This is a genomic window from Paenarthrobacter sp. YJN-D (assembly GCF_015040335.1).
GTDB lineage: Bacteria > Actinomycetota > Actinomycetes > Actinomycetales > Micrococcaceae > Arthrobacter > Arthrobacter nicotinovorans.
In genome coordinates this window covers 2,505,043-2,531,737 of the sequence record NZ_CP053549.1, presented here as the reverse complement: position 1 = coordinate 2,531,737, position 26,695 = coordinate 2,505,043, and the positions used below count along the sequence as shown (strand labels likewise).

The 26,695-nt window shown below is 63.5% G+C and carries 27 protein-coding genes; 4 read left to right on the top strand and 23 right to left on the bottom strand.

Annotated features, from left to right (window positions below; translation table 11 throughout):
• Positions 1 to 18 precede the first annotated feature (18 nt).
• Complete coding sequence (locus HMI60_RS11780; RefSeq protein ID WP_079582222.1) at positions 19 to 1,137, bottom strand: histidinol-phosphate transaminase; 1,119 nt, start codon at positions 1,135 to 1,137, stop codon at positions 19 to 21.
• A 79-nt stretch (positions 1,138 to 1,216) separates the two neighbouring features.
• Positions 1,217 to 1,576, bottom strand: a complete 360-nt coding sequence (locus tag HMI60_RS11775) for a LysM peptidoglycan-binding domain-containing protein (RefSeq protein WP_039240619.1) — start codon at positions 1,574 to 1,576, stop codon at positions 1,217 to 1,219.
• A 347-nt stretch (positions 1,577 to 1,923) separates the two neighbouring features.
• Here HMI60_RS11775 and lexA point away from each other — a divergent pair, with 347 nt between their 5' ends.
• Entirely contained in the window at positions 1,924 to 2,667 is a 744-nt protein-coding gene (gene lexA, locus HMI60_RS11770; RefSeq protein WP_018779083.1) for a transcriptional repressor LexA, read from the top strand.
• 39 nt (positions 2,668 to 2,706) lie between these two features.
• On the opposite strand, the gene HMI60_RS11765 is transcribed toward lexA, so the two are convergent.
• Together HMI60_RS11765 and hflX are read right to left on the bottom strand one after the other, a co-directional pair.
• Positions 2,707 to 4,767, bottom strand: a complete 2,061-nt coding sequence (locus HMI60_RS11765; RefSeq protein ID WP_018779082.1) for an ATP-dependent DNA helicase — start codon at positions 4,765 to 4,767, stop codon at positions 2,707 to 2,709.
• Positions 4,760 to 6,322: a GTPase HflX gene (gene hflX / locus HMI60_RS11760; protein ID WP_018779081.1), complete on the bottom strand. Its 1,563-nt coding sequence runs from the start codon at positions 6,320 to 6,322 to the stop codon at positions 4,760 to 4,762. Before hflX ends, HMI60_RS11765 begins: the two co-directional genes overlap by 8 nt.
• A 526-nt stretch (positions 6,323 to 6,848) precedes the next feature.
• Between hflX and HMI60_RS11755 the strand changes: the two genes are divergently transcribed.
• On the top strand, positions 6,849 to 7,463 hold the full coding sequence (locus HMI60_RS11755) for a class I SAM-dependent methyltransferase (RefSeq protein ID WP_018779080.1): 615 nt from the start codon (positions 6,849 to 6,851) through the stop codon (positions 7,461 to 7,463).
• On the opposite strand, the gene dapF is transcribed toward HMI60_RS11755, so the two are convergent.
• The 6 genes from dapF to HMI60_RS11725 all read right to left on the bottom strand — a co-directional run bounded on the left by dapF (position 7,444) and on the right by HMI60_RS11725 (position 12,951).
• Positions 7,444 to 8,412, bottom strand: a complete 969-nt coding sequence (dapF, locus tag HMI60_RS11750) for a diaminopimelate epimerase (RefSeq protein WP_018779079.1) — start codon at positions 8,410 to 8,412, stop codon at positions 7,444 to 7,446. The genes HMI60_RS11755 and dapF overlap by 20 nt on opposite strands.
• Before the next feature lie 48 nt (positions 8,413 to 8,460).
• Entirely contained in the window at positions 8,461 to 9,378 is a 918-nt protein-coding gene (miaA, locus tag HMI60_RS11745; RefSeq protein WP_079582225.1) for a tRNA (adenosine(37)-N6)-dimethylallyltransferase MiaA, read from the bottom strand.
• 16 nt (positions 9,379 to 9,394) lie between these two features.
• Positions 9,395 to 10,924 carry a tRNA (N6-isopentenyl adenosine(37)-C2)-methylthiotransferase MiaB gene (gene miaB / locus HMI60_RS11740; RefSeq protein ID WP_079582226.1) on the bottom strand — a complete coding sequence of 510 codons (1,530 nt, stop codon included), beginning with the start codon at positions 10,922 to 10,924 and terminating at the stop codon, positions 9,395 to 9,397.
• Entirely contained in the window at positions 10,924 to 11,466 is a 543-nt protein-coding gene (locus tag HMI60_RS11735) for a regulatory protein RecX (protein ID WP_018779076.1), read from the bottom strand. The genes miaB and HMI60_RS11735 overlap by 1 nt, the downstream gene beginning before the upstream one ends.
• A complete protein-coding gene (recA, locus tag HMI60_RS11730; RefSeq protein ID WP_018779075.1) occupies positions 11,456 to 12,496 on the bottom strand; it encodes a recombinase RecA in 1,041 nt (346 codons plus the stop codon). Before recA ends, HMI60_RS11735 begins: the two co-directional genes overlap by 11 nt.
• A 257-nt stretch (positions 12,497 to 12,753) precedes the next feature.
• Positions 12,754 to 12,951 carry a DUF3046 domain-containing protein gene (locus HMI60_RS11725; protein ID WP_018779074.1) on the bottom strand — a complete coding sequence of 66 codons (198 nt, stop codon included), beginning with the start codon at positions 12,949 to 12,951 and terminating at the stop codon, positions 12,754 to 12,756.
• 68 nt (positions 12,952 to 13,019) lie between these two features.
• On the opposite strand from HMI60_RS11725, the gene HMI60_RS11720 reads away from it, so the two are divergent.
• Positions 13,020 to 13,568 carry a MarR family winged helix-turn-helix transcriptional regulator gene (locus HMI60_RS11720; RefSeq protein WP_051088528.1) on the top strand — a complete coding sequence of 183 codons (549 nt, stop codon included), beginning with the start codon at positions 13,020 to 13,022 and terminating at the stop codon, positions 13,566 to 13,568.
• Between the two features lie 75 nt (positions 13,569 to 13,643).
• Here HMI60_RS11720 and HMI60_RS11715 read toward each other — a convergent pair whose 3' ends face one another.
• The 7 genes from HMI60_RS11715 to HMI60_RS11685 form a co-directional block, all read right to left on the bottom strand.
• A complete protein-coding gene (locus HMI60_RS11715) occupies positions 13,644 to 14,078 on the bottom strand; it encodes a helix-turn-helix domain-containing protein (protein ID WP_018779072.1) in 435 nt (144 codons plus the stop codon).
• Between the two features lie 137 nt (positions 14,079 to 14,215).
• Positions 14,216 to 14,719, bottom strand: a complete 504-nt coding sequence (locus HMI60_RS11710) for a CinA family protein (protein ID WP_110505787.1) — start codon at positions 14,717 to 14,719, stop codon at positions 14,216 to 14,218.
• On the bottom strand, positions 14,716 to 15,318 hold the full coding sequence (pgsA, locus tag HMI60_RS11705; protein WP_039240608.1) for a CDP-diacylglycerol--glycerol-3-phosphate 3-phosphatidyltransferase: 603 nt from the start codon (positions 15,316 to 15,318) through the stop codon (positions 14,716 to 14,718). The genes HMI60_RS11710 and pgsA overlap by 4 nt, the downstream gene beginning before the upstream one ends.
• A 39-nt stretch (positions 15,319 to 15,357) precedes the next feature.
• Positions 15,358 to 18,222 carry a DNA translocase FtsK gene (locus HMI60_RS11700; RefSeq protein ID WP_193589698.1) on the bottom strand — a complete coding sequence of 955 codons (2,865 nt, stop codon included), beginning with the start codon at positions 18,220 to 18,222 and terminating at the stop codon, positions 15,358 to 15,360.
• Positions 18,223 to 18,297: 75 nt separating this feature from the next.
• Positions 18,298 to 19,989 carry a ribonuclease J gene (locus HMI60_RS11695; protein ID WP_018779068.1) on the bottom strand — a complete coding sequence of 564 codons (1,692 nt, stop codon included), beginning with the start codon at positions 19,987 to 19,989 and terminating at the stop codon, positions 18,298 to 18,300.
• 6 nt (positions 19,990 to 19,995) lie between these two features.
• Positions 19,996 to 20,928 carry a 4-hydroxy-tetrahydrodipicolinate synthase gene (gene dapA / locus HMI60_RS11690; protein WP_018779067.1) on the bottom strand — a complete coding sequence of 311 codons (933 nt, stop codon included), beginning with the start codon at positions 20,926 to 20,928 and terminating at the stop codon, positions 19,996 to 19,998.
• 79 nt (positions 20,929 to 21,007) lie between these two features.
• Positions 21,008 to 21,343, bottom strand: a complete 336-nt coding sequence (locus HMI60_RS11685) for a hypothetical protein (RefSeq protein WP_026267342.1) — start codon at positions 21,341 to 21,343, stop codon at positions 21,008 to 21,010.
• Positions 21,344 to 21,450: 107 nt separating this feature from the next.
• On the opposite strand from HMI60_RS11685, the gene HMI60_RS11680 reads away from it, so the two are divergent.
• Complete coding sequence (locus HMI60_RS11680) at positions 21,451 to 22,686, top strand: heparan-alpha-glucosaminide N-acetyltransferase domain-containing protein (protein ID WP_026267341.1); 1,236 nt, start codon at positions 21,451 to 21,453, stop codon at positions 22,684 to 22,686.
• On the opposite strand, the gene HMI60_RS11675 is transcribed toward HMI60_RS11680, so the two are convergent.
• Genes HMI60_RS11675 through glp form a run of 6 tightly spaced genes read right to left on the bottom strand, consistent with a single transcriptional unit; the run spans position 22,662 to position 26,656 of the window.
• Positions 22,662 to 23,150 (bottom strand): hypothetical protein, encoded by a 489-nt coding sequence (locus HMI60_RS11675; RefSeq protein ID WP_193589697.1) that lies wholly within the window; start codon positions 23,148 to 23,150, stop codon positions 22,662 to 22,664. The two genes, HMI60_RS11680 and HMI60_RS11675, sit on opposite strands and share 25 nt — an antisense overlap.
• Positions 23,151 to 23,153: 3 nt before the next feature.
• Positions 23,154 to 23,912 (bottom strand): 4-hydroxy-tetrahydrodipicolinate reductase, encoded by a 759-nt coding sequence (gene dapB, locus HMI60_RS11670; protein ID WP_018779063.1) that lies wholly within the window; start codon positions 23,910 to 23,912, stop codon positions 23,154 to 23,156.
• A 51-nt stretch (positions 23,913 to 23,963) separates the two neighbouring features.
• On the bottom strand, positions 23,964 to 24,419 hold the full coding sequence (locus HMI60_RS11665; RefSeq protein WP_018779062.1) for a molybdenum cofactor biosynthesis protein MoaE: 456 nt from the start codon (positions 24,417 to 24,419) through the stop codon (positions 23,964 to 23,966).
• Positions 24,409 to 24,912, bottom strand: a complete 504-nt coding sequence (locus tag HMI60_RS11660; RefSeq protein WP_018779061.1) for a MogA/MoaB family molybdenum cofactor biosynthesis protein — start codon at positions 24,910 to 24,912, stop codon at positions 24,409 to 24,411. The genes HMI60_RS11665 and HMI60_RS11660 overlap by 11 nt, the downstream gene beginning before the upstream one ends.
• Complete coding sequence (moaC, locus tag HMI60_RS11655) at positions 24,909 to 25,445, bottom strand: cyclic pyranopterin monophosphate synthase MoaC (RefSeq protein ID WP_018779060.1); 537 nt, start codon at positions 25,443 to 25,445, stop codon at positions 24,909 to 24,911. The genes HMI60_RS11660 and moaC overlap by 4 nt, the downstream gene beginning before the upstream one ends.
• Positions 25,433 to 26,656: a gephyrin-like molybdotransferase Glp gene (gene glp, locus HMI60_RS11650; RefSeq protein WP_193591169.1), complete on the bottom strand. Its 1,224-nt coding sequence runs from the start codon at positions 26,654 to 26,656 to the stop codon at positions 25,433 to 25,435. Before glp ends, moaC begins: the two co-directional genes overlap by 13 nt.
• Between the last annotated feature and the right edge of the window lie 39 nt (positions 26,657 to 26,695).

Genomic DNA, 26,695 nt, shown 5'->3' with positions numbered 1-26,695 from the left:
TTGGGTCTATTGACAAGTTTAGGCGCGCTGTGACGCTGCGCGTTCCAGGAGTGCTTCCAGGGCATCAAGGAATGCGGTGGTTTCCGGTTCGGTCCCGGCGGTAACCCGCAAGTGACCCGGAATGCCGACATCACGTATGAGCACGCCTGCGTCGAGCAGCCCTTGCCAGATCTCGTGCGGGTTCTCGAGTCCACCGAAGAAGACGTAGTTCGAGTCCGACGCCGCGGGCTTGAGTCCCATGCGGAGAAGTTCGGTAACGATCCGATCGCGCTGGACCTTGATGTCCTCAACGTCGGCCATCAGGGCCTCGCGGTGAGTCAATGCTGCGAGGGCGGTGGCCTGCGTGATGGCAGACAAGTGGTACGGCAGGCGGACCAACCTGATGGCGTCCGTAACTTCAGGGGCCGCCGCCATGTAGCCGAGCCGGGCACCTGCCAGGGCAAATGCCTTGCTCATGGTGCGCGAAACGATCAGGCGCTCACGGCCGGGCAGGAGCGTCAACGCGCTCGGAGTGTTGTCGTGGGCGAACTCGTGGTAGGCCTCGTCCACGATCACGATGGCCTGGCTTGCTTCACCGGCTTCATACACGGCCTCCACCACATCCAGGCCCAGGCCCGTCCCTGTGGGGTTGTTCGGTGAGCACAGGAAAACGATGTTGGCTCCGGTTTCGCGCACCTGCGCAGCCGCCGACCGGGCATCCAGCCCGTAGTCATCGGCGCGGACTCCCCGGATGTATTCGGTATCCGTTCCGCTGGCCAGCAACGGGTACATGGAATACGTGGGCGGGAAGCCAAGGGCCTTGCGTCCCGGGCCGCCAAACGCCTGCAGGATCTGTTGCAGGACCTCGTTGGACCCGTTGGCGGCCCAGATGTTGTCTGCTGAAAGGCCGTGGCCAAGATACTCGGCGAGGGCCTCACGAAGATCGGTGAACTCGCGGTCAGGATAGCGGTTCAGTCCTGTGGCGGCTGCTGCCACGGCCTCAGTAATCGCCGCCTGAACATCGGCGGGGACGCCATGGGTGTTTTCGTTAACGTTGAGCAAAACGGGGACATCAAGCTGCGGTGCGCCGTAGGGGCTCAGTCCACGCAGGTTGGTCCGGAGGGGTAGTCGGTCAAGTCGCTCAAGCTGCTCACTCACTGGAACAGTTTAAGGGGCTGGCGGGACTGCGGAGTAACCATGACGTCGCGGCGCGGGATCCGGCCACCGGCTAACAGCCTTAGTGGGCCGGGACGAACAGCTGCTGCCCCGGAAGGATGCGCCCGCCGCGGAGGTCGTTCAACTGGATGATTTCAGCAATGACATCACGCGGGTCCCGCTCCGGAGCCGCCGCGCCGGCAATGCCCCACAGGGACTGACCGGGCTGGACTGTCACAGAGACTGCAACCGGCGGCTGCAGCTCGGCCTGGGAATCGGAAGCCTTGGCAGGGGAAGTGATGAACCCGGCAAGGCTGAGCAGAACAGCCGCCAGCAGCATGGCCGGGATGAAGAAGAACACCACCCGGCCACGGCGGGTCAGGCGCAGGCGGGCGGGGGCCTGCGTGGTGCGGAAATCAGCGAACGAAGTTATTGCGGACATGAGCTGAGCCCTTCTGAGCTATTGCCTTGCTCCGGAGCTTCCGGAGCAAGGCTGCCAATTCTTTGTGTGCTCCTCCCGACTGCGGCCGGTATTCGAACAGTTCGTTCGAACATCCAGTTTCAGCGCGAGGTTTATAGAACACATGTTCGAACCTTGCTATGACATTTTTAGCACTTATCAACGAACGGTGTCGAGACTCGCTAGAACAAATGTTTGATAAACGCCTGTGCCTGCCCTACGTTTGAGTGAAGGAACAGCACTGTTTCAGTGGAACAGGAGGGTCTGACATTTTTTCAGTCCCTGCATCCCCGGTTCGTTTCGGGGCGGAACGAAAGGCATTGGCGAACATGGCAGCGAAAGCCACAGGCGGCGGGGTACCCCTGCGGAGCCAACAGCCTCCCAAGACTCCCAAGAGCCTGACCGTGCGCCAGAAAAAGATCCTGGAAACCATCCAGCGGTCAGTCAACGACAACGGCTATCCGCCCAGCATGCGCGAAATCGGGGACACCGTTGGACTGGCCAGCCTTTCCAGCGTTACCCACCAGTTGTCCCAGCTGGAAAAACTCGGCTACCTTCGCCGGGACCCCAAGCGTCCCCGCGCAATGGAAGTACTGATGCCCTTGACCCTGGACGGCGGCCCCATCCCGGGCGTGGAGGCACCGGCAACGCTTCGGAGCACCGGCGGCCTGGCTGTGACAGAACTCACCAGCGCAAGCGACACCGCCATGGTTCCGCTGGTTGGCCGCATCGCGGCAGGCGGACCCATCCTGGCCGACCAGACAGTTGAGGACGTGCTCCCCCTGCCCCGGCAACTGGTGGGACACGGTGAGCTCTTCATGTTGAAAGTCGCTGGCGACTCCATGATTGATGCCGCGATCTGCGACGGCGACTGGGTCGTTGTCCGCCGCCAGAACGACGCCATCAACGGCGACATCGTGGCCGCTTTGCTGGACGACGAAGCCACTGTAAAGACGTTCCGACAGCGCGATGGCCATACCTGGCTGCTGCCCCAAAACACCCAGTACGAACCCATTCTCGGCGACCAGGCAACCATCATGGGCAAGGTCGTTTCGGTACTGAGGTCCCTCTAGCTTTTTCCGACCCGTAAGGGGCCCGGAGCTGACTGTCCTCTACGCCTTCTTGGCGGATCCCAAGCGCTCCAGGACACCACGAACCACGGTGCGGTCAGTGGTCGCCCAGAACGGCGGCAGGGCGGCCCGCAGGAACCCGCCGTAACGTTCCGTCGAGAGGCGTGAATCAAGGACTGCCACTACGCCCTTGTCACCGGTGGAACGGATCAGGCGCCCTGCACCCTGCGCGAGCCGGATGGCTGCGTGGGTGGCGGAAACAGCCATGAACCCGTTCCCTCCGGACTGTGCCACGGCACGGGAACGGGCGGTCATCAGGGGATCGTCAGGACGCGGGAAGGGAATCCGGTCAATAACCACCAGACGGCATGAGCCGCCGGGTACGTCCACCCCTTGCCACAGCGACATGGTTCCGAAGAGGCAAGTATCCGGCTCGTCGGCAAATTGCTTCACCAACGCAGCCATGGTCGATTCGCCTTGACAGAGGATATCCACGTCCAGGCGCAGCCGCATGGCGTCCGCAGCTTCCTCGGCGGCCCGCCGTGAGGAGAAGAGACACAGTGCTCCCCCGCCGGATGCCCGGATGAGGTCTTCCAATTCGTCCAAGGCCTCCGGTGACGTGCCCCGACCGGGTTTCGGAAGGTGCTTCGCCACGTACAGCACCCCCTGTTTGGGGTAATCAAAAGGAGATCCGACGTCGATTCCTGTCCAGCTGGGCGCGCCGTCGCCAATCAGGCCGAGGCCTCCGGCCGCGGGTTCAAAAGCCGAGCCGATGGCCAGCGTGGCCGAGGTCAGCACCACCGTGTGTCCGGCGAACAATCCCTCGCGCAACCTGCCTGCCACGCTCAGCGGCGCGATGTTGATGAGCGCAGGCGCGGTCTCGTCAGGTTGGGAGTATCCCTGCTGGGGATCAAAAGTGCTGTTACGGGAGAACCACACTACTTCGCGGTTCTCCTTGGCAGCGAGCATCCGTTCGCACAGCTCAAGGATGAGCATCAGCCGCGAACGTGCCAGCTGCCGTCCGCCGTCCGCGGCACTGGAGGAATCCGTCTTCGAATCGGACAGGGCCGCCCGTGTGGCGTCGCGCAGCTGGTCCAGGCAATCGAGTTGTTCGTCGTTGAGTCCGCTGGGAAGGAGCCCGTTGGGTACTCCCGCAATAGCCATGTCCAGCCTATCCGCGGCCGCATTCAGGGCGTCAACGGTGATGGCTGTGTGCTTGCGGGCGCTTGATGCCGCGGCGTGCACCATGGCTACAGAGAGTTGCCCTGACACTGCCCCTGTGACCCGGTCCTGAAGCTCGTGGGCCTCGTCCACCACCACGACGTCGTACTCGGGCAGCACCGCCAAGCCTTCGAACGCGCTGACGGCCAACATGGCGTGGTTGGTGACCACGACGTCGGCTTCGGCTGCCCGGGCGCGTGCCAGCTCGCTGAAGCACTCCTCGGCAACCGGACATTTCTGGGCCCCAAGGCACTCCATGGACGTCACGGAGACCTGCCGCCAGGCACGGTCCGTGACCCCTGGCATGAGCTCGTCCCGGTCGCCGGTGGCCGTCGTTTCGGCCCACTCCCGGAGCCGGACAACCTCCTTGCCCAGCTGGGACGACGGGCCACCGACCGACGCCGCGAAGTGCGGCACGCTCGTGTCCTCACCGAGGGAGAAAAGTTGTCCTTCGGAGGGCTCCTCACTCGGGAAGCCGCCCTCGAGCTTTTGCAGGCAGACGTAGTTTGCCCTGCCCTTCACGAGCGCGACATTGACCGGACGGTCCAGGGCAGGATTGATGGTCTCCAGCAAACGCGGAAGATCCCTGCCTACGATCTGGGTCTGCAAAGCCAAGGTGGCGGTGGACACGAGCGTCGGTTTATCGCTGTCCATGGAATGGGCGATCAACGGAATCAGGTACGCCAATGACTTACCCGTACCGGTTCCCGCTTGGACCAGCAGATGTTCCCCGGTCTCAATGGCCCGGGTGACGTGCTTGGCCATTTCGTGCTGGCCGGCACGGCTTTGGCCGCCCATTCCGGCGACAGCCCGGTCCAACAATTCCAGGGTGGTCTTCTCTCCCACCGACTCGACGGCGTCCGCCGCCACCTTCTCAACCATTACTGACGAATGACTCCAGCTCAGCTGCCAGACCTTCACGGACCATCGCCACCACGCGCGTCCCGCTTTCCTCGTGTTCCAGGCTGAGGATCTCGGAATCGGAATTGTGCAGCTTGTTGATCATGTCGCCGCGGTCGTACGGGATGAGCACTTCAAGCCGCACCCCGGGGCGCGGTATGGACCGGCTGATGTCCTCCAGCAGTTCGGCGATTCCCTGTCCTGTGCGGGTGGAAACCACTGCGTGCCGGGGTTCCTTCTGCTTGAGGCGCTCCACCACGAAAGGATCGGCCACATCAACCTTGTTCAGGACGATGATCTCGGGAACCTTGCGGGCGTCGACCTCGGTGAAGACAGTGCGCACTGCTGCGATCTGACCTTCGGGGTCAGGGTGGGATGCATCCACGACATGGAGGATGAGGTCCGCATCGGCCACTTCCTCGAGCGTTGAGCGGAAGGCCTCAACGAGCTGGGTCGGCAATGAGCGCACGAATCCCACGGTGTCGGCCAGTGTGTAGCCGATGCCGTCAGGAGTCTGCGCTTTGCGGACCGTGGGATCCAGAGTGGCGAACAGTGCGTTCTCCACAAGGACACCTGCGTCGGTGAGGCGGTTCAACAACGACGACTTACCGGCGTTGGTGTACCCGGCAATCGCGACGGACGGAACAGCATTACGACGGCGGTTGGCACGTTTGGTCTCACGGGCCGGCTTCATCGCGGCGATTTCCCGGCGCAGTTTGGCCATGCGTGTGCGGATTCGGCGGCGGTCGAGTTCGATCTTGGTTTCACCGGGACCGCGCGAGCCCATGCCTGCCCCGGCCCCGCCCACCTGGCCGCCGGCCTGCCGGGACATGGAGTCACCCCAACCACGCAGGCGTGGAAGCAGGTATTCCAGCTGCGCGAGCTCCACCTGGGCCTTGCCTTCGCGGCTCTTGGCGTGCTGGGCGAAGATATCCAGGATCAGCGTGGTCCGGTCAACGACCTTGACCTTCACGATGTCCTCAAGACCGCGTCGCTGTGACGGTGCCAGTTCAGTGTCCACCACGACAGTGTCCGCGCCTGTGGCAGCGACAATGTCCTTGAGTTCCTGTGCCTTGCCGGATCCAAGGAACGTTCCCGGGTCCGGCTTGGAGCGGCGTTGGACCAGGCCATCAAGTACTTCAGAACCTGCGGTCTCGGCAAGGGCCGCCAGTTCGCGCAGCGAGTTCTCGGCGTCGGCCAGGGTACCTTCTGTCCACAGACCAGCCAGCACAACGCGTTCAAGGCGCAGCTGCCGGTATTCGACCTCTGTGACGTCTTCGAGTTCAGTCGACAACCCCGCGGTGCGGCGCAAGGCGCGACGCTCGGCCAGGTCTTCCTGGTCGCCGTCGTAGATACTGTGCTCTTGGTCCAGGGTCGAGATGGCCTGCGCCTTGCCGAACACACCACTGGTGTCGTTGTCTTCGGATGCCTGTGCGGGGGCATCCTTGGAAAGAATCCGGTCGATGACGGCCTGGATTTGTTCAGGACTCATGTCCTGGGCGTCGGAATCGGATCCGGAGTGCTTCTGGGTGGTCATGGTCTCCTTAGACTGTTCGGCAATTCCAGAATAGTGCTGTTTGTCGCTCGATGGGGCGCTCTTCGCGCTGGGCTGACGGGCTTGGGCCAAAGTGGCCTCCTGTGTGCTGAACGCCACTGGCCTGTCGGGGACGTGGCGTCGGTGATCTGACGGGTGGATCCGCAGGGAGGTCCTGGCCTGCTTGAAGTCGTTATGCTGCCCACCAGGGTTCGCACGACGGCCCGGTTCCGGGAATACCATCATGTGAAGGCATGGGTGGGGCTTTGATCTTCTGAGCGTCCGGCGCCACGAGGAAGTGGCGCCAACATGTGCCGTGGGACCTGCCGGGCGGAAAGGTCATGGGCCGGGCATGGTGCCAAGCCGGACCTGCGTCGCGGGCGGTGCCGGGGAACGCCTGGAAAGCAGGCGTGGTTCGGCCGATTACTCAAAGATCAAGAACATGACCTCAACACTATCAGCCGTGTCAAACGAACCTGGGACCATGGCGGTTTCCCAAGGCGCCAATAGCCAACTAATCTGGCAAATTATGGAGTCTGCACACTATTTCACCGCCCAGCCGGCTGGGCCGTTCACCCGTAAGCCACTCACAGTTGAACTCGCTGGAGCTACGCGCCACCTGCAGACGTCATCCGGCATCTTCAGCCCCGACGGCGTGGACAAGGGAACGGCAATTCTCCTGTCAGAGGTTCCACCGCCCGCTCCCCAAGGCAATCTGCTGGACATCGGCTGCGGCTGGGGTCCGATAGCCCTCACCCTTGCTTTGATGGCCCCGCACGCCCGCGTGTACGCCGTCGACGTCAACGAACGCTGCGTGACCCTGACCAACGAGAACGCAGCGGCCCTGGGCCTGGACAACGTGACCGCCAGCCTCCCGCATGAGGTGGACCCCGCCGTCGAGTTCGACACCATCTGGTCCAATCCGCCCATCCGGATCGGCAAGGATGAACTCCACTCGTTGTTGCTGACCTGGTTGCCGCGGCTGGCGCCGGGAGGAAACGCATGGCTGGTGGTTCAGAAGAACCTGGGTTCGGATTCCTTGCAGCGGTGGCTGGCTTCTGAACTGGATGCGTCTTTCAGCGTTTCCCGCGAAAGCACATCGAAGTCCTTCAGGATCATTCGGGTCAGGAAAGCGTCCCGCTAGCCACTATGACGGCGGGGCCGCTCAGTTCAACGTGCTCACGGCCACCGGCGCCGGGGAAGAACTTAACACCGACGACGCCGCCGGGAACCTTGACGTGCCAGTCGTTGGGCGCCGTACTGCCGGCCCAGTGACGGATTGCAACCGCTGCTGCGCAGGCTCCCGTACCGCAGGACTGGGTCTCCCCCACTCCCCGCTCGTGCACGCGCATGGTGATGGTTCCGACGCCGTCTTCGACCAACGGTTCGGCCGGAACAACGAATTCAACATTGGTGCCGTTGACCGGCTTGGGATCAACAACCGGAGCCTTGAACAGCTGGGTGGCTGAAAGCTCGCTGAGTTCGGCCAAGGCAACGACTGTGTGCGGGTTGCCCATACTGACCGAAAGGCCGGGGCGTGCCACTTCCAGGCCGTCCGCGCTGACCAGGGCATCCATGGCCTTGCTGGTTGCCTCGTCCGGGAAAATGAACTCCCAAGGGCCCATGTCCACCGCGTAGCCGTTCACGGTACGGACTACTTTCTTGACTCCGCCACGCGTGCCGATGGTGAGGGTTTCGCCGGGACCAAGGTCCACCAATCCCTGCTCATTGAGGAAGTGAACGAAGACGCGCACGCCGTTGCCGCACATTTCGGACAGCGAACCGTCGCCGTTGCGGTAGTCCATGAACCACTCCGCAGCAGGGTCCACTTCCAGGAGTGCCCGCCCTTCCGGGAGGAACCTTGAGGGAACTGCACGGATAAGTCCGTCGCCACCGATGCCCGTGTGGCGATCGCACAAGTGTGCCACCTGTTCGGGAGTGATCTCGTGGGCGTCGCCGGGATCGGCGATCAGGACGAAATCGTTGCCTGTCCCGTGCCCTTTTGAGAACGCCAATCCGGCAAGGCTCGATGTGGGTTCGGCAGCCCCGGCAGCCGAGGGCTGGCGGGTGGGAACTGAGGCGGTTTCATCCATGGAACCAAGGCTACCTTCCACGTGTGTTCGGCCAGAAATCACCCAAGGTTACCCCTGGGCGAGGATTGCCGACACGGCCCGGGATGTCAGCCCGGGGTCCTTCCAGTCCAACCATGAGATCCGTGGGTCTGCCCGGAACCAGGTGAGCTGGCGGCGCGCGAACTGCCTTGTGGCGACGATGGTCTCCTCGGCCGCGGCCGGCACGTCCATCTCACCGTCCAGGACTTTGAGGAACTGGGCGTACCCCAGAGCCCTTGATGCTGTTTTGCCCTGGCGCAATCCCAAGGTGTCGAGTCGCGCGACCTCGTTCTCCAGGCCGGTCTCGACCATGCGGTGCACTCGGCGGGCAAGCCGCTCCCTGAGTTCTTCGCGGTCAACGGAAAGGCCGATCTGAACAGCGGGTTGATAGTACTCCCTCTGGGGCATGAAGGAACTGAAGGCCCGACCTGTCAGTCCGTGCACCTCCAAAGCACGAATTACCCTTCGGGCGTCGCCAAGACGGGCTGCCGAGACCGGGTCCACTTCCTCCAGGCGGGCCCTGAGCGGAGCCAGTCCTTTGGCTTCGTATTCGTCCTCGAGGCTTCGGCGCAGAGCGGGATCCGTTCCCGGAAACTCCAGGATGTCCAGGGCCGCGCGCACGTACAGTCCGGATCCGCCCACCAGAATGGCGTGCTTCCCCCTGGAGTGGATGTCCGCGATGACTGCGCGGCATTCGCTTTGGAAGTCCGCCACGCTTGCCTCTTGCGTGACATCCATGATGTCCAGGAGATGATGCGGAACGCCTTTCCGCTCTTCCATGCTGATCTTGGCTGTGCCGATGTCCATGCCCCGGTAGAACTGCAGCGCGTCAGCATTGATGACTTCTCCACCGAGCGCCAGGGCGATGTTGACGCCCAGATCCGACTTGCCCGAACCTGTGGGCCCGACCACGGCGATGACAGGCCGGGCCTGCTGGGAATCCGACATGGAATGGACGACGCGGCTACGCGCGGCGGATCGGCAATGCGGGCATGCCCAAGGACACCCCGGTCTTGCCGCCGGATGTGCCTGGTGCGGGAACACCGCAGGAGTCGGCCTGCGAACGGTCCCAGGCATCTCCGGCCCTGGAACGCCGCAGGACGTAGTCACTGGTTGTCGCGGGGTCGGCTACCAAGTGGAAAGCGGCTGCTTCCGTAATGGTCACCGTCACGAAGTCCCCGGGACGGGGGGTTTCGGCACCGTCAGGGACGGAAAAGTGCACAAGCCGCTGGTCCTTGGACCGCCCGGAAAGCCGATGGGTCTCCTCGGCCTTCCTGCCTGCCTGGGCTGTCACCAGGACCTCGACCTGCCGGCCAAGCTGCGCGGCGTTTTCCTCGGCGGCGATACGGTCCTGCAGGGCAGTGAGCCGTTCGAAGCGCTCCTGGACCACCGCTTTAGGCAGCTGATCAGGCAAGTCCGCTGCCGGTGTTCCCGGACGCTTGGAGTACTGGAACGTGAAGGCCGAGGAGAACCGCGACTTCTCCACGACGTCCAAGGTCGCTTGGAAATCCTCTTCGGTTTCACCCGGGAATCCAACAATGATGTCAGTGGTGATGGCAGCGTGCGGAATCCGCTCACGCACTTTGTCCAGGATGCCCAGGAAGCGGCTGGAGCGGTAGGAACGACGCATGTCCTTGAGGACTTTGTCCGATCCCGACTGCAGTGGCATATGAAGCTGCGGCATCACATTGGGGGTTTCAGCCATGGCATCGATGACGTCATCGGTGAAGGCCGCGGGGTGGGGGCTGGTAAACCGCACGCGTTCGAGACCCTCGATGTCACCGCAGGCACGGAGGAGCTTGGAGAAAGCCAGGCGATCGCCGAATTCCACCCCGTACGAGTTCACGTTCTGGCCCAGCAACGTCACTTCGACAACGCCGTCATCGACGAGGGCCTGGATTTCCGCGAGGATCTCGCCTGGACGGCGGTCCTTTTCCTTGCCGCGCAGCGAGGGAACGATGCAAAACGTGCAGGTGTTGTTGCAACCGACTGAAATGGAAACCCACCCCGAGTACACAGACTCACGCTTGGTAGGAAGCGTGGACGGGAAGACGTCCAGGGATTCCAGGATTTCGAGTTGGGCCTCGTTGTTGTGCCGGGCCCGCTTGAGGAGGGCCGGCAGGGCGCCCACATTGTGGGTGCCGAAGACAGCATCCACCCACGGCGCTTTCCGGACAATGGTCTCGCGGTCCTTCTGCGCCAGGCACCCGCCAACGGCAATCTGCATGCCGGGATGGGATTCCTTGACCTGCCGCAATTGCCCAAGGTTTCCGTAGAGCTTGTTATCCGCATTCTCCCGCACAGCGCACGTGTTGAAGACAACGACATCGGCAACGTCGCCCTCTGCAGGAACGTAGCCGGCGTCCTCTAGCAGGCCCGCCATGCGCTCGGAATCATGGACGTTCATCTGGCAACCGAAAGTACGGACCTGATACGTCCGGGGCTCAGTCGAAGCAGCGGTGGCAGGTGTTGGGGAGGGAATGGTCAAACTCACTACTCAAGGGTACCGGCTTCTGCCAGCACCTCACCGACGATCCTGAAGGCCAACGATGGAGCGTAGCCCTTGCGCGCCAACATGGAGGCCAACCTACGCGTGTACTTGTCCCGCTCGGCACGGTCCGAGAGGTTCATGCCCGGCCGAAGCTTACGCTGCACCAGATCCCTCGCGGCTGACTCTTCATCCTGGTCACTGAGTTGCGACAGTGCTTCCTCGGCGGCCTCGAGGACGATGCCCTTATCAGCCAGTTCGCGACGAAGTGCACCTTTGGCCAGTTTCTTGCTTTGTGAACGGCTCCGCACCCACATCCGGGCGAATTCAGCGTCATCAATCAGCTGAACTTCCTCGAAGCGGTCCAGTACCGCCTCGGCAACGTCCTTGGGAACATTGCGTTCCGCCAGTTTGCGGGACAACTGCAGGCGGCTCCGTGGCGCCATCGTCAACTGTCGCAGGACGATGGCACGCGCCACGGACTCAGGGTCGGGCTCGGAGTCTGCAGCCAGGGCAGACTCCGGGTCCGGCCCGGTGCTAGCCGTCAACGGCCTTCAGCTTTGGGGAGTCTTCCTCCGGCTTGACGCCAACGCCAAGCTTTTCCTTGATCAGGCGCTCCAGTTCCTGCGCCAACTCGGGGTTGTCCCGCAGGAACCGCCGCGAGTTTTCCATGCCCTGGCCGAGCTGGTCGCCGTCGTAGGTAAACCACGAACCGGACTTCTTGATGATGCCGTGCTCAACGCCCATGTCGATGATGCCACCCTCGCGGGAGATGCCCTGACCATAGATGATGTCGAACTCGGCGATCTTGAACGGCGGAGCCATCTTGTTCTTGACGATCTTGGCCTTGGTGCGGTTACCTACGGAATCCGCGCCCTCCTTCAGCGTCTGGATGCGACGAACGTCGATGCGGACCGAAGCGTAGAACTTAAGCGCCTTGCCACCGGTGGTGGTTTCCGGCGAGCCAAAGAAGACGCCGATCTTCTCACGCAGCTGGTTGATGAAGATGGCAGTGGTCTTGGTCTGGCTCAAACGACCAGTGATCTTACGCAGCGCCTGGCTCATAAGGCGCGCCTGGAGGCCAACGTGGGAGTCACCCATTTCGCCTTCGATTTCGGCACGGGGTACCAACGCGGCGACGGAGTCGATGACGATGATGTCCAGCGAACCGGAGCCCACCAGCATGTCCATGATTTCCAGGGCCTGCTCACCCGTATCCGGCTGGGAAACGAGGAGGGCGTCGGTGTCCACACCCAGCTTCGCGGCGTAGTCCGGGTCCAGCGCGTGCTCGGCGTCAATGAACGCGGCGATACCGCCGGCGCGCTGTGCGTTGGCTACGGCGTGCAGCGCCACGGTGGTCTTACCCGACGATTCAGGACCGTAGATTTCCACGACGCGGCCGCGGGGCAGGCCGCCGATGCCGAGGGCCACGTCCAGCGCAATGGAACCGGTGGGAATGACTTCGATGGGCGCACGGGTGTCATCACCCAAACGCATGATGGAGCCTTTGCCGAACTGCTTGTCGATCTGGGCAAGCGCTGCTTCGAGCGCCTTTTCACGATCCGGGGTTGCCGCCATGGTTCACACCTCTGATGCTTTCTCGCTGTGGAGTGGCCCGATAGGCCGCTTTCCTGTCATCCCAGACGCTATTACGGCGGCCTGACATTTTTAGGTGCCGACTCCGGCTATGTGGATAACCTGCTTGCCGAATGCTGTTGGAATGCGTCCTACGGGATCAATTTTCCTCTCACAGGAGCATATCCCCATCCGAACAGATATTCGAACAATGGTGCGGCGTGTCTCCCGGCGCCGAGGCGTTCCTGCCAGCGGCAGAGTCAGTTCGAGGCGGGCTTGATGTCCCTGCCGAGCCTGCGCTCGGGGGGTACGTCCTGGACCTCGCACACGGCCAGCCAGACCTCACGGGGATGGTATCCGGCCGCCAGGGCCTCCACGGCCGTCCGCCCGCCCACACCGGCGAGTACCAGCGAGTTGGCCAGGACACGGGAATAGCCGGCCCCGAATTCATCGTCCATCAATCGCCAAAAGTCACTTGCCCTCACGGATAGAGTCTCTCATGGCAGTGGACTCTAGAATGGTTGCCATGAGCAATCCTCTCCAGAGCGCGCCAGGTCCGGCCGTGCCAGGCGACGACGTCGACGACGCCCTCCAGCAGGTGGAACACCAGCTGAGCCTGCTCTGGCGCCGCGCCCGTTCGATCTCCCACCAACTGTCCCGCCAGGTCCATCCGGACATGGAACCGGCCGCCTACGGTTTGCTCACCGTCATCCGCAGGGAAGGCCCCATCCGCCTCACCGAGTTGGCCACTTGCATCGGCGTCGGCAAGCCATCGGTAAGCCGCCAGATCGCCTTCCTTGAGAGCATCGGCCTCGTCTACAAGGAAGCGGATCCGCAGGACGGGCGGGCACAATCCATCCGCCTGACCGAAAAGGGCGAAGAGAAGATGCACCTCGTCCAGGATGCCCGGCGCCAGGTCTTCAGGGAACGCCTCGGTGAGTGGCCCTTGGAAGATGTCCAGACCCTGGCCGACTACATGGGTCGCCTGAATGCCATCTACGGTGACGGCGCGCTCAGGGATCTGGGAACCAAGGAAGCAGGAGCCGATTCCGCGGACAACCCCCCGGGCGCGTGACGCGACGCCGCAGCGCTAAAGAAAGAAGGTCCCCAGCCTCAGGCTGGGGACCTTCTTCGTTACTTATGGAACCGTTTAGCGGGCTCCGGAGAGCATTCCCTGGGGGAAGTCGTCCGAGAGGCCCAGATCGCGGCCATAACGCTGTGAGAATTCCTGCGGGACGGTGTCCGGGACAGCAACACCTTCTGCGACGGCCACGCGGTCGCTGACTTCGCGAAGCATGTGGGACAAAGGAACGTCCAAGGCTGTGCAGATAGAGGACAGGAGCTCGGAAGAAGCCTCCTTCTGGCCCCGTTCCACTTCGCTCAAGTAGCCAAGTGAGACGCGGGCGCTGTGCGAAACCTCGCGAAGGGTACGGCCCTGACGCTGGCGGACATCGCGCAGTACATCACCGATCTCGTGGCGTAGTACAACCATTTTGCGCTCCTTCTGTTCGCTCTGTGCCTGATCAGCCAAGCCCACATCCTTCCAGCGGACAACGCCGTTTACGGATACGGGCTGCTTTACCATCTGTATCGCCATGCTCCCTCGTTGATCCGGTTCGCTGGCTGGCGGACCGGGTATGTTTTTACATCCTAGGCGCCCCGGCTCTTCCGAAGCGACACAATGACACAACTATTGGCAATGAGTTTTTGTTCCCGACTACTTTACGAACGGTAACCAAGGTCACCCAGCGCGGCAAGCAGGCGCGCCAGGGCGGCGTCGCAGGCCTGTTCGCGGATGGACTGACGGTCGCCGTCGAAGCTGTACTCGAACGACGCCACCCCCAGCGCAGACGCCACGCCAATGAACACGGTGCCGACATCTTTGCCGTCGTGCGGCTCCGGTCCGGCGACGCCGGTCGTCGAAATCCCGACGTCGGAAGCGCAAGCCCGGCGTGCGCCGTCGGCCATTGCCTCGGCGACACCGCCGTCAACGGAGCCGACCGATGCAAGAAGCTCCTCCGGCACGCCCAGGATGCCGGCCTTGACCGAGTTCTGGTAAGCGACCACACCGCCTTGCAGCATGGCCGAAGCGCCCGGAGTGTTGGCGAGCGTTGCGGCCACGAGACCTGCAGTCAAGGACTCAGCCGTAGCCACCGTGAGGCCACTGCGGACGGCGGCGCCCACCACCGTCGCCGCGGTTTCTGCCGCACCGCTCCCGGACTTCACGCGCGACGTCCCGCTGCGCGCAGCCGCATGGCCTGGATGACATATTCGACGCCGGTCCACAACGTAATGGCGAGGGCAACCATCATGACCAGGAAAGCGACGGCGCCCAGCCATGGGGCGATCGCCTGGAGGGGAAGGATGTACAGGAAGATCGCCACTGTTTGAACGACGGTCTTGAGCTTGCCGCCACGGGAAGCGGGCATGACCCCGTAGCGGATCACAACGAAGCGCAGTGCCGTAATGCCCCATTCACGGACCAGGATGAGGATGGTGACCCACCAGGGCAACTCCCCCAGGATGGACAGGAGCACCAACGCTGAGCCGATGAGCAGTTTGTCGGCAATGGGGTCCGCGATTTTGCCGAAGTTGGTAATAAGGCCGCGCGCCCGGGCGATGTCGCCGTCGAGCTTGTCGGTGTAGATCGCTACAGCGAAGGCAACCACCGCCGCCCAGCGCCAGATCCCGTACGCGCCGTTATCGGCCAGCAGGAACCAGACGAAGAACGGCACCAGGACGATGCGTAGCATCGTGAGGATGTTGGGCAGGTTCCAGATATCGGAACTGCTGGAGGTCGCGTTATCACCCTCGGCTGTAGTCACCCCTCTAGGCTACCGTCTTTGCGACGGCCGCTTTGGGGGCTAACGTCCTGTGAGCGACCAGGCGTCTTCGCCGCCCTCGTCGTCGTCATCCGGGCCGTCCGCGCCGTCATAGTACTCAACAGCCTGGGTCCGGTTGTCCAGGTCCGCCTGCACCAGGTCCTCTGCATAACCGCCGACGGCGATGTTCGAGTTCGCGTTGTCGCTCAGGGCGGCCGTGTGGGCATCAGGGGTGGCCGGTGACTCCTGGCCCTTCATCGCAGCAAGTACAGCGGCGAGGTCATCGGGCTTGACCAGGACATCGCGGGCCTTGGAACCTTCGGACGGGCCCACGACGCCGCGGGATTCCAAGAGGTCCATCAGTCGTCCGGCCTTGGCGAAGCCGACGCGCAGCTTGCGCTGCAGCATGGACGTCGAACCGAACTGCGTGGTGACCACCAGCTCCGTAGCCTGGAGCAGGACCTCGAGGTCGTCTCCGATGTCGTCGTCGATCTGCTTCTTGGGAGCCTCGGCTGCGACGTCGTCACGGTAGACGGCCTGCAACTGGCCCTTGACGTGCTCAACGACCTTGTGGATCTCGGACTCGGTCACCCAGGCACCCTGGACACGCATGGCCTTCGAAGCGCCCATGGGCAGGAACAGTGCGTCACCTTGGCCAATGAGCTTCTCGGCGCCTGGCTGGTCCAGGACCACGCGGGAATCCGTCACGGAGGAGGTGGCGAACGCCATGCGGGACGGCACGTTGGCCTTGATGAGGCCCGTGACGACGTCCACGGATGGACGCTGGGTGGCCAGCACCAGGTGGATACCGGCGGCACGGGCCAGCTGGGTGATACGGACAATCGAGTCTTCGACGTCACGCGGTGCCACCATCATGAGGTCCGCGAGTTCGTCCACGATGACCAGCAGGTAGGGGTAGGGCTTGATGACGCGCTTGGAATCGACCGGCGGCGTGACCTTGCCCGCACGGACGGCCTTGTTGAAGTCATCAATGTGCTTGTAGCCGTAGTTGGCGAGGTCGTCGTAGCGGGCGTCCATTTCCCGGACCACCCATTGGAGGGCCTCTGCGGCCTTCTTGGGGTTGGTGATGATTGGCGTGATGAGGTGCGGGACGCCCTCGTAGGCGGTGAGTTCCACACGCTTGGGGTCCACCATGACCATGCGGACTTCATCCGGCGTTGCGCGCATGAGGATGGAGGTGATCATGGAGTTCACGAAGCTCGACTTACCTGCACCGGTAGCACCGGCGACCAGGAGGTGGGGCATTTTGGCGAGGTTGGCCACGACGTAGCCGCCCTCAACGTCCTTGCCCACGCCCATGACCATCGGGTGGTCGGTACGGCGGGCATTCTGGCTCCGGAGGACATCACCCAGGGACACCGTCTCGCGGTCGGTGTTCGGGATCTCGATGCCGATCGCGGACTTGCCCGGGATGGGGCTCAGGATGCGGACATCACTGGAAGCCACGGCATAGGAGATGTTCTTGGACAGCGCCGTGACGCGTTCCACCTTGGTGCCGGGAGAGAGCTCAATCTCGTAGCGGGTCACGGTGGGACCACGGCTGAAGCCGGTCACCGCGGCGTCGACGTTGAACTGCGTGAGAGTGTCCGTCAGCGCGGCGACGACGGCGTCGTTGGCTTCCGTGCGCTCCTTCGGAATGGAGCCCGGCGTCAGGTAGTCGGAGGCAGGCAGTGTATACGTGACGTCACCGGCCAGTGACAACTGCTCCGTACGCTGCGGAATCGGCGTGGGCGGAGGCGGAGGTGTTGCGGGCCGCGCCGGCACCTGGGCCGCCACGGGAGCCGTCATTTCCGGGGTCAGGACGGGAATGGCTTCCGTGGGGTTGTCGATCCCGGGGTTTGCGCCCGCGAGGCCTTGGGCGGCCTTGATCTTCTCCACGGCAATTTCCGCTTGCGTGGGGCGCCGGACACCCGGCGGTACACGCGGTGCGGATGCGGCGGGGGTTTCATCGTCGTCGACTATTGCGTGCTCGAAGGCTTCGTCACCGACGTAACCTTCCAGGCCGGCGTCGGGTTCTTCATCCTTGCCGAAGAGGCGCATGCGCTTCTTCTTCTTCGGCGGCGCGGACGAGGAGCCGTTGCCGTAGAGGTAGCTTCGGTCGTGGTCGTCCTTGCCGGAGTCGTCCATGAGGTCAACGCCCATGAGGTGTTCGTACGCACCCCGGATCCGGGCGGGAATGGCACCGAAGGGGGTTGCCGTAACGATCAGCAAGGAAACAAAGGCCAGGAGACTGTAGATAATGACCGGAACAGCGACATGGATGGCGGCAAGTGGAGCCGCGGCGAGGAAGCCCAGCATGCCGCCCGCACGGCGCAGGCCGTCGAAGCCATCGGCGACGGTGGGCTGGCCCCCAATGACCTGGGCAAGTCCGGAGCCGGCCAGCGTCATGATCATGAATCCGATGCCCACGCGGTTGTTTCCGCGGCCATCCTGGGGCTTGCGGAACAAGCGGAAAGCGCAGACGAAGAGCATGAAAGGCAGGATCAGGGACATCCAGCCGAAGGTCCCGTTGACCACGCTGTACACGATGTCCGGGAGCCACCCGGTGAGGCCCCACCAGGCAAAAGTAGCGATCGCGATGCCCAGCACAAGGTTGAACAGCGCTGCCCCGTCCCGGCGGTCCGCGGGGTCGAGGTCGCTGACATCGTGGCCGATCCGGCGCACGCCGGCACCCACCACGTGCCCGATGCCCTGCCAGGCACCGGACAGCATGCGAAGCGGAAGCGGAGCCTGGGGCTCGACGGCGGCTGCTTGCTTGGTGCGGGCAGTGCTTCCCCGCCCGCTTTTGCTGGCGGAGCTGGTTTTGGATGCGGCTCCGCCCCGGCCTGTGCCGCCGGATTTATTGCTGGAGCTGCCTCGTGGCGCGGAGGTAGTACGGGTCGCCATACGTGCCACGGTACCGCAAGGGGGTCTGAAATCCGCGGATTTCAGACCCCCTTGGGTATTCATGTTGCTGGCGGACTAGGCCTCCAGGACCACCGGGATGATCATTGGACGGCGGCGAAGCTTGCGGTTGACCCACGTGCCGATGATCCTGCGAACCACCTGTTGCAACTGGTGGTTCGTGTGGTCTGTGTGATTCAGCACAGCCTCTTCGAGTGCGGCGTTGATCTTCGGGATGATCTCGTCGAAGACCGAGTCGTCTTCAGCGACGCCACGGGCGTGGATCTCCGGTCCGGACACGATTTTGCCGGTGGTGCGGCTGATGACCGTGATGACGGAAATGAAGCCTTCGTCGCCGAGGACGCGGCGGTCCTTCAGGTCTGCGTCAGTGATTTCGCCAACGCTCGAACCATCCACGTAGACGAAGCCCACCTCCACTTGGCCCACAATGTTCGCCACGTGGTCCTTGAGGTCGATCACGGTGCCGTTATCGCTGAGGATGATGCCATCCGACGGCACGCCTGATTCCAGGGCAATGTTCCCGTTGGCGATCAGGTGGCGCGTTTCACCGTGCACCGGCATGGCGTTGAGCGGCTCAAGGATGTTGTAGCAATAGAGCAACTCCCCCGCCGCCGCGTGACCGGAGACGTGGACCTTGGCCGTGCCCTTGTGGATGACGTCGGCTCCAAGCTTGAGGAGACCGTTGATGATGCGGAATACGGCGTTCTCGTTGCCGGGGATGAGGCTGGACGCCAGGATGACGGTATCGCCCTTGCCGACAATCACCCGGTGGTCGCCGTTGGCCATGCGCGAAAGGGCTGCCATCGGCTCACCCTGGGACCCCGTGGACATGAGGACCACGCGATCGTCCGGCATGTTGTCGATGTTCTTGATGTCCACCAGGATGCCGTCAGGAACCTCCAGGTAACCAAGCTTGGCGGCGATGGCCATGTTCCGCACCATGGAGCGGCCCACGAAGGCGACCTTGCGTCCGTGCTTTGCTGCTGCATCGAGTACCTGCTGGACACGGTGCACATGGGAGGAGAAGGAAGCCACAATGATGCGCTTCTTTGCCTGCCCGAAGAGTCGGTCCAGTGTTGGCCCGATTTCCTTCTCTGCCGTGGTGAAGCCAGGCACGTCGGCGTTGGTGGAGTCGGCCATGAAGAGGTCGACTCCTTCCTCACCGAGGCGGGCAAAGTGCCGGAGGTCCGTGATGCGGCCATCCAACGGCAACTGGTCCATCTTGAAGTCACCGGTATGGAGGACGTTGCCCCCTTCGGTACGGATAAAGACGGCCAAGGCATCCGGAATGGAGTGGTTGACGGCAACGAATTCACACTCGAAGGGACCGAACTGCTCAACCTGGCCCTCCGTGACGGTGAGCGTGTAAGGCTTGATCCGGTGCTCCTGCAGCTTCGCTTCCACCAGCGCAAGGGTGAGCTGGGAACCGATCAGCGGAATGTCGGCCTTGAGGCGCAGCAGGTAGGGAACCGCGCCAATGTGGTCCTCGTGGCCGTGGGTGAGGACAACCCCGACCACGTCCTCCAGCCGGTTCTCGATGTAGGAGAAATCGGGCAGGATCAGATCAACGCCGGGCTGCGTCTCCTCGGGGAAAAGTACCCCGCAGTCGACTATGAGCAGCTTGCCGTCGATCTCGAAGACCGCCATGTTGCGGCCGATCTCTCCCAGTCCACCGAGCGGAACGATCCGCAGCGTGCCTTTCGGCAGTTTCGGCGGCGTAACCAGTCCGGGAAGGGCGGTTTGGGTCATATTGTGCTACTTTCCGGCGGAACCATCCTGGACGGTGAAGTCCATTCCGGCTTCCGCCAAATCCCCGCGGATGATTTCGATCTCGGCCGCGTCCGGCTCCACGAGGGGCAAACGGACAACCGAGTTGGGCAGGACTCCCTGCCACTTGAGAATCTGCTTGGCGGCTACTGCGCCTTGGACCCGGGTCATGGTTCCACGAACCACCGGCTCCAGTTCAAAGTTGATGGACCGCGCCGTAGCGAGGTCGTTGTTGTTGACGGCGTCGATCAGCTCGCGGAAGCGGCGCGTAGCCACGTGGGTGGTGACGCCCACCAGTCCGACGGCGCCGAGGGCCATCCACTGGAGGGTCAGGCCGTCATCGCCGGAGTAGAAAAGAAGGTCGGTCTCAGCCATGACGCGGGTAGCGGCAGCGAAATCAGCCTTCGCATCCTTGACGGCCACAATGTTCTGGTGCTTGGCCAGTTCGATCATGGTCTCCGGCGCAATGGCGATGGAGGACCGTCCGGGAATGTCATAGAGCATCACCGGCAAGTCGGTAGCCGAGGCAATGGTCTCGAAGTGGGCGCGCACACCAGCCTGGCTTGGCTTGTTGTAGTAAGGGGTCACGATCAGGAGACCATCGACGCCCAACTCGGCAGCGCGCTGCGAAAGGTGCACCGAGTGGGCAGTGTCGTTGGTGCCCGTGCCCGCGATAATGGCAGCCTTGCCACCGACGGCTTCCTTGACAGCCCGGAACATGCCCAGGTTTTCGTCGTCCGTGAGGGTGGACGTCTCTCCGGTGGTGCCTGTAACCACCAGTCCATCGCAGCCATCCTGGACCAGCTTTTCTGCCAGTGCCGCGGCTTGGTCGTAGTCCACCTTGCCGTCGTCGGTGAACGGGGTGACCATGGCGGTCAGCAGGGTACCAAGGGCGGGAATGGGCGCGCGAACGTCAGACATAGGAAAAACGTTACCCTGTCACGGCCTCGTTACAAGAATGGGTATCGCGTGACGGTCCTCATGCGCGTTGCCGCGAAGGCTATGCGACCCCGGGTGTGCGGGCACGCTGACCCGAGCAGTACTGCCCTACGGCCCGCTCTTTGAGTTGTTCTGCCCAGGCGACCAAACGCTGCGAGGCCCGCACGTACTCGAACAGTTCCAGGGGCGTCAGCGATTCCACATCCGTTTCAAACAAGCGGCGGGCCAGTTCAGCACCCGGAGCCTGCTCCGCGAGCACCGTACCCTCGCGGCGCCATTGCGTGTCTTCGGGAGGTTCGCCGGCCACGAGCTGCCGGAAAAGGAAGTCGACAACTCCCGGACTCATCGCTTTCATGGGGCCGCCCATGCCGTCCGGCCGCTCTGGAACTTCATTCATGCCGCCATATTATTCGAACATATATTCGAACACAAGGGCGCGGGCCGGGAACGTCCCGGCAGCCGTCACTCGCCGGTCGCGGGACCCGGCTGTGAGACGATCGCTGCATGACTTCGCAAGAGACGGCGCCTCCGCGAAAAACACGGGGTCAACGCGCGGCTCCCACCCGGTTGACCGGCATCGACGCAGCCAGGGGGGCTGCCCTCCTTGGCATGATGGCCACGCACCTGATGCCGACATTCGGCCCGGCACCCCAATGGGAGCCAACAATGGTGGGCTTGGTGTTCTCGGGGCGGTCCGCTGCGCTGTTCGCGGTACTGGCCGGAATCGGCCTTGCACTGTCCACCGGAAAGCAGGATCCCCGCAGCGGAAAGGAGCTTTGGTCCGCGAGGGCCGGCGTGGCAATGCGCGCGGTGGTGATCGCCGTCGTCGGACTTGCGTTGGGAGGGCTGGACGTCAACGTCGCGGTGATCCTGGTCCACTACGCGATGCTGTTCCTGTGCATCCTGCCGTTCCTCGGCTTGCGGCTCAAAGCCCTTTGCTTCTGGGCGGCTGGGTGGATCCTTGTTTCACCCGTTCTCGCGTTCCTGGTCCGCCCCGTGCTGCTTGACGGGAACCCGCCGCTGCAACTGGGGCACAACCCCGGCTGGGAAGATCTGGAAACCCCCGGCCGTCTGCTCGCCGATCTGTTCTTCACCGGGTACTACCCGGTGTTCCAGTGGATCTCCTACCTTCTTGTCGGCCTGGTCATCGGGCGGCTGGCACTAACGACGGCGGCCGTCCAGCTGATGCTGCTGACATCCGGACTCGTCGTGGCCGGCACGGCGAAGATATGCGGCGTGCTGGCCATGGAGGTATGGGGCGGCCGGGCAGCCCTGTCGGCGCTTCCCGGCACCAGGGGCTATCCCCTGGAGAGCATGCTCCAGGTCAATCTCACCGGGCTCCAGCAAGTGGACTCGTGGTGGTGGTTGGCTACGGCCTCACCGCATGCGGGCACCACGCTGGACTTGTTGCACACCAGTGGCGTTGCCGCCGGCGTCGTTGGGATTTTCCTGATGCTTGGCAGGCTCGCCGAACGCATCAAGGTCAATTTCCTGCTGGTGCTCAGCGGACCAGGCGCCATGACCTTGAGCCTGTATTCAGCGCACGTATGGCTCGTCTCGGGCTTCACCAACCAACCGCTTCCCGCCGGGTGGACCGCCGAAGGCATGTACTGGACGCAGGCGCTCGGAGCCATCGGCATCGGCGTGTGTTTCGCCTTGCTCCGGCGGCGTGGACCGCTTGAATGGGCTGCCCACATGGCATCGAGGCTGGGCAGCTACCGTCCGGCCGCGGTGGGCTGAGAGCGGAACAGCTTCACGGCGTCGCGCATGGATGCGCGCGCACGTTTGCGGTCACCGGAAGCGTCGTAGGCACAGCTCAGCCTGAACCAGGAACGCCAATCCTCCGGCGCAGCCTCGGCCTCGACACGGTATTTCTCAAATTCGGCGTCGGCAGCGGCGCGAACGATCCGTCCGCCCGGGGTCCGGGGCAGGGTGTCCTCCGGCAGTCCACCCTCGGCTTCGAGCACCTTGGCCATCTGCTCTGTCCGGGCGCCAAAAAGCAGCTCGCGGATCATGGCCCAGGCGCCAATGACCGGAAGCACCAGGTAAGCCGCTCCGATGCCCTTGGCCACCAGGTTGGGATCACCGAGAAGCAGGAAGGACCGCTGAACCGAGACCACCAGGTACAACACCAAAAGCAAGGTGATGGCACCTACCCAGATTTTGGTGCGGTTCTTCTTCAGGGCTGCCAGGAAATTTCCCACGTCCTAGAGCCCCAGGTCCAAGTAGCCGTCCAAGCCGACCGTCAGGCCGGGATTGGCTGCCACTTTCCGCAGCCCCAGCAAGACTCCGGGCATGAAGGACGCCCGGTCGAAGGAGTCATGGCGCAGCGTCAACTGTTCGCCGGGTCCGCCGAAGAGTACTTCCTGGTGGGCCACCAGGCCGCGGAGCCGGACACTGTGCACACGGATTCCGTCCACGTCACAGCCCCGGGCACCGTCCAGCGAGGTTTCAGTGGCGTCCGGGCTCGCCGGCACTCCTGCCTCCTGCCGGGCTTCGGCGATGAGCTGGGCTGTGCGTACCGCTGTACCCGAGGGGGCATCCACCTTGTCGGGGTGGTGCAGTTCGATGACTTCCACGGATTCAAAGTACTGGGAAGCCTTGGCCGCGAAAGCGGACGCCAGCACTGAGCCCAGGGCAAAATTCGGGGCAATCAGGACACCTGTGTCCGGCTTCTGCTCCAGCAGCGCCCGCAGGGATTCCAGTCTGTCCGCATTCCAACCGGTGGTACCCACAACAGCGTGGATTCCGTGCTCAACTGCGAACCGGACGTTGGTTTCGGTGATATCCGGAACGGTGAGGTCAACAACGTACTGTGCACCGGCGTCGAGCAGTTTCTCCAGCGAATCACCACGGCCGAGCGCTGCCACGAGCGTCATGTCCCCTGCTGCTTCAATGGCCTTGACGGCTTCGATTCCCATGCGCCCATTGGCGCCCAGCACAGCAACAGCAAGTTGTTCGGTCATGCCTTTAACCCTACCGCCGGGCAGGACCCGGGAAGGAACCGTGACAGCTTCCTACTCCCCCGCACCCACCCATTCAACGGTGCCGTCGGAGAAGAACTGTTCCTTCCAGATGGGGACCTGCTCCTTGACCCGGTCCACGAGTTCCGAGCAAACAGCGAACGCCTGTCCACGGTGGGCAGCTGCAACCGCACATACCAGCGCGGGATCACCGATCTCCAGCGTGCCTATCCTGTGGGCAGCCCAGATACGGACCGGCTGGTCAGCCTCGCCCGAGTGCTCTGCGACGAGCCGGGCCACGACCTCGGACATGACCTGATGCGCTGTGGGATGGGCGCTGTAGCTCAACCGGTCCACTGCCTTGCCGCCGTCGTGGTTGCGCACAACGCCGCTGAAGCTGACGACCGCGCCGGCAGTGTCCGATTCCACTGCACTGATGGCCTGGTCCACCGAGATCGGCTCGGAACTGAGGACAGCGCTGACAACTTCGAAGTCTGTTTCAGTGCCCATGGCTTCCTTCCAATTGCTCGCAGAGATGCCCGATCACAGGGTCAAGGACGGCCAGTCCGTCCATGACTCCCTTGGGAGATCCCGGCAGGTTGATGATGAATGTCTTTCCCGCAACGCCCGCGTGGCCACGGCTCAGCATCGCCATGGGGGTCTTGGCGGCGCCTGCGCGGCGGAGGCCCTCCATGATGCCGGGTATCTCCCGGTCCAGCAGTGGAAGCGTCATTTCCGGTGTGTGGTCGTCCGGGCTGAGGCCCGTACCCCCGCTGGTGATGATGACGGCCGGTTCCTGGGTCAGCAATGCCCTCAGGGCGGCACCCACGGCTTCACCGTCCGGGACCACCATGGTGGGGAAGGTGTCGAAGCCGTGCTCTTTGAGCCAGTCGAGAATGATAGGACCTGTCTCATCGGCGTAGATCCCGGCGGCGGCCCGGGTGGAGGCAATCACGACGCCGGCCTTCCGGGGGCCGTGTGCGTTCGGCTCGCATGCGCTCATGCCCTTGCCTCCGGCCTGGAGTCCCCGGAGACGTCCCAGCTTCCGCTCTTGCCACCGCTCTTGGACAGCACCCGGATGTCGTCCAGGACGGCATGTTTGTCCACGGCCTTGATCATGTCGTAGACACTCAGGGCAGCAACGGAGGCCGCAGTCAACGCTTCCATTTCGACGCCGGTCACGCCCCGGGTCTTGACCGTGGCAAGGATCCCCACGGAATCCGTACCCAGCTCAAAGTCCACCGTGACCTTGGAAATGGGCAAAGGATGGCACAGCGGGATCAGTTCAGGTGTTTTCTTTGCAGCCATGATGCCGGCAACGCGTGCAACTGCGAGCGCATCGCCCTTGGGCAGTTCGCCGGCACCCAGCAGGGCCAGGACTTCGGAGGTGGAGCGGACCGTGGCCGTAGCGGTGGCTTCGCGGGTGGTGACGGCTTTTTCGGAGACATCCACCATCTGGGCGGTGCCGTCCTGCCTCAGGTGGGTCAGGCCTGTGGGGCCTGCCGGGGATTCGGGAGTGTGGTTCACAACATCCATACTTCCACTTCGTCTCCTTCGGCGAGTTCCGTGACGTCCTCGGGGATCTGCACCATGGCGTTGGCACGCGCCAGGGCATGGACCAGATGGGAGCCGGCACCACCTTCCATGCGGACAACGCCATCCACGACGGTTCCACGGCGCACCTGATGCTTGCCCTGCGGGGAGGTAAGGCCTCCGGCCAGGCGTGCCCTCAGCACGGGCCTGGGCGAGGGGGCGCCGGCAACCTGCGAAAGGGCGGGGCGGAGGAACATTTCGAAGGAGACCAGGCAACTGACGGGATTGCCCGGGAAGCCGATGAAAGGGGTTCCTTCGAAAGTGCCCAGTCCCTGTGGTCCGCCAGGTTGCATGGCGACGTGGAGGAATTCCACCGACTGCCCGGTCATGGCCAGGCGTACGACTTCGTAAGCCCCCTTGCTCACTCCCCCCGTGGAAACGATCATGTCCACCGGTTTGTCCGGGTCCGCGAGGTGCTGCCTAAGGACTGCGAGCAGGCCCTCGGGCTGGTCGTCCGAGATACCGGTGCGGACTACGTCGAGGCCGGCTTGCCGCATGGAGGCTTCCAGGAGTGTTCCATTGGAGTCGTAGATCTTCCCGGCTGTCAGTTCGGTTCCCGGTTCCAGGACCTCATCGCCCGTCGTGATCAGGAGGACACGCCAGGGCTGCCGGATCTCCACTTCGACAAGGCCGAGCGCTGCCAGCAGCCCCAGCTGGCTTGGGCCCAGCAGCGTGCCGGCGGCAAGCGCCAAGGCTCCCTTGCCGATGTCGCTGCCGCTATCACGCACGTATGTCCCGGGCTCGACCGTTGGCAGCTCCACCTCCGCGTCGACGTCCGTGGGCGCCGGAAAAGTGCCGGGCGTCGCCTTCTCAATAGGTACGACGGCGTCCGCTCCCTCCGGCATCATGGCTCCGGTCATGATCGGAGCGGCATGGCCCGGCTTCAGGGCTTCCGGCGCGGCACCCGCCGGAACGGGCGCCGCTACGGGGAGCTTCGCACCGCCGTCGGGGATGTCTGCTGAACGGACGGCAAAGCCGTCCATTTGGGAGTTGGCGAAGGGCGGGAGGGACAAAGGTGCGTGGAGGTCGACGGCGAGCACCCTTCCGAGTGCGTCCATCAACGGAAGCCGGTGCGTGCCTTTCCTTGCGGCGGCTGTTGTCAGCAATTCCGCGATTGCCTGGCGGTGGGCTGCAACGGATCTGGGCACGGATATCCTCCTGGGGGCACATTGGCTTCCGGCTACGATCCGGAC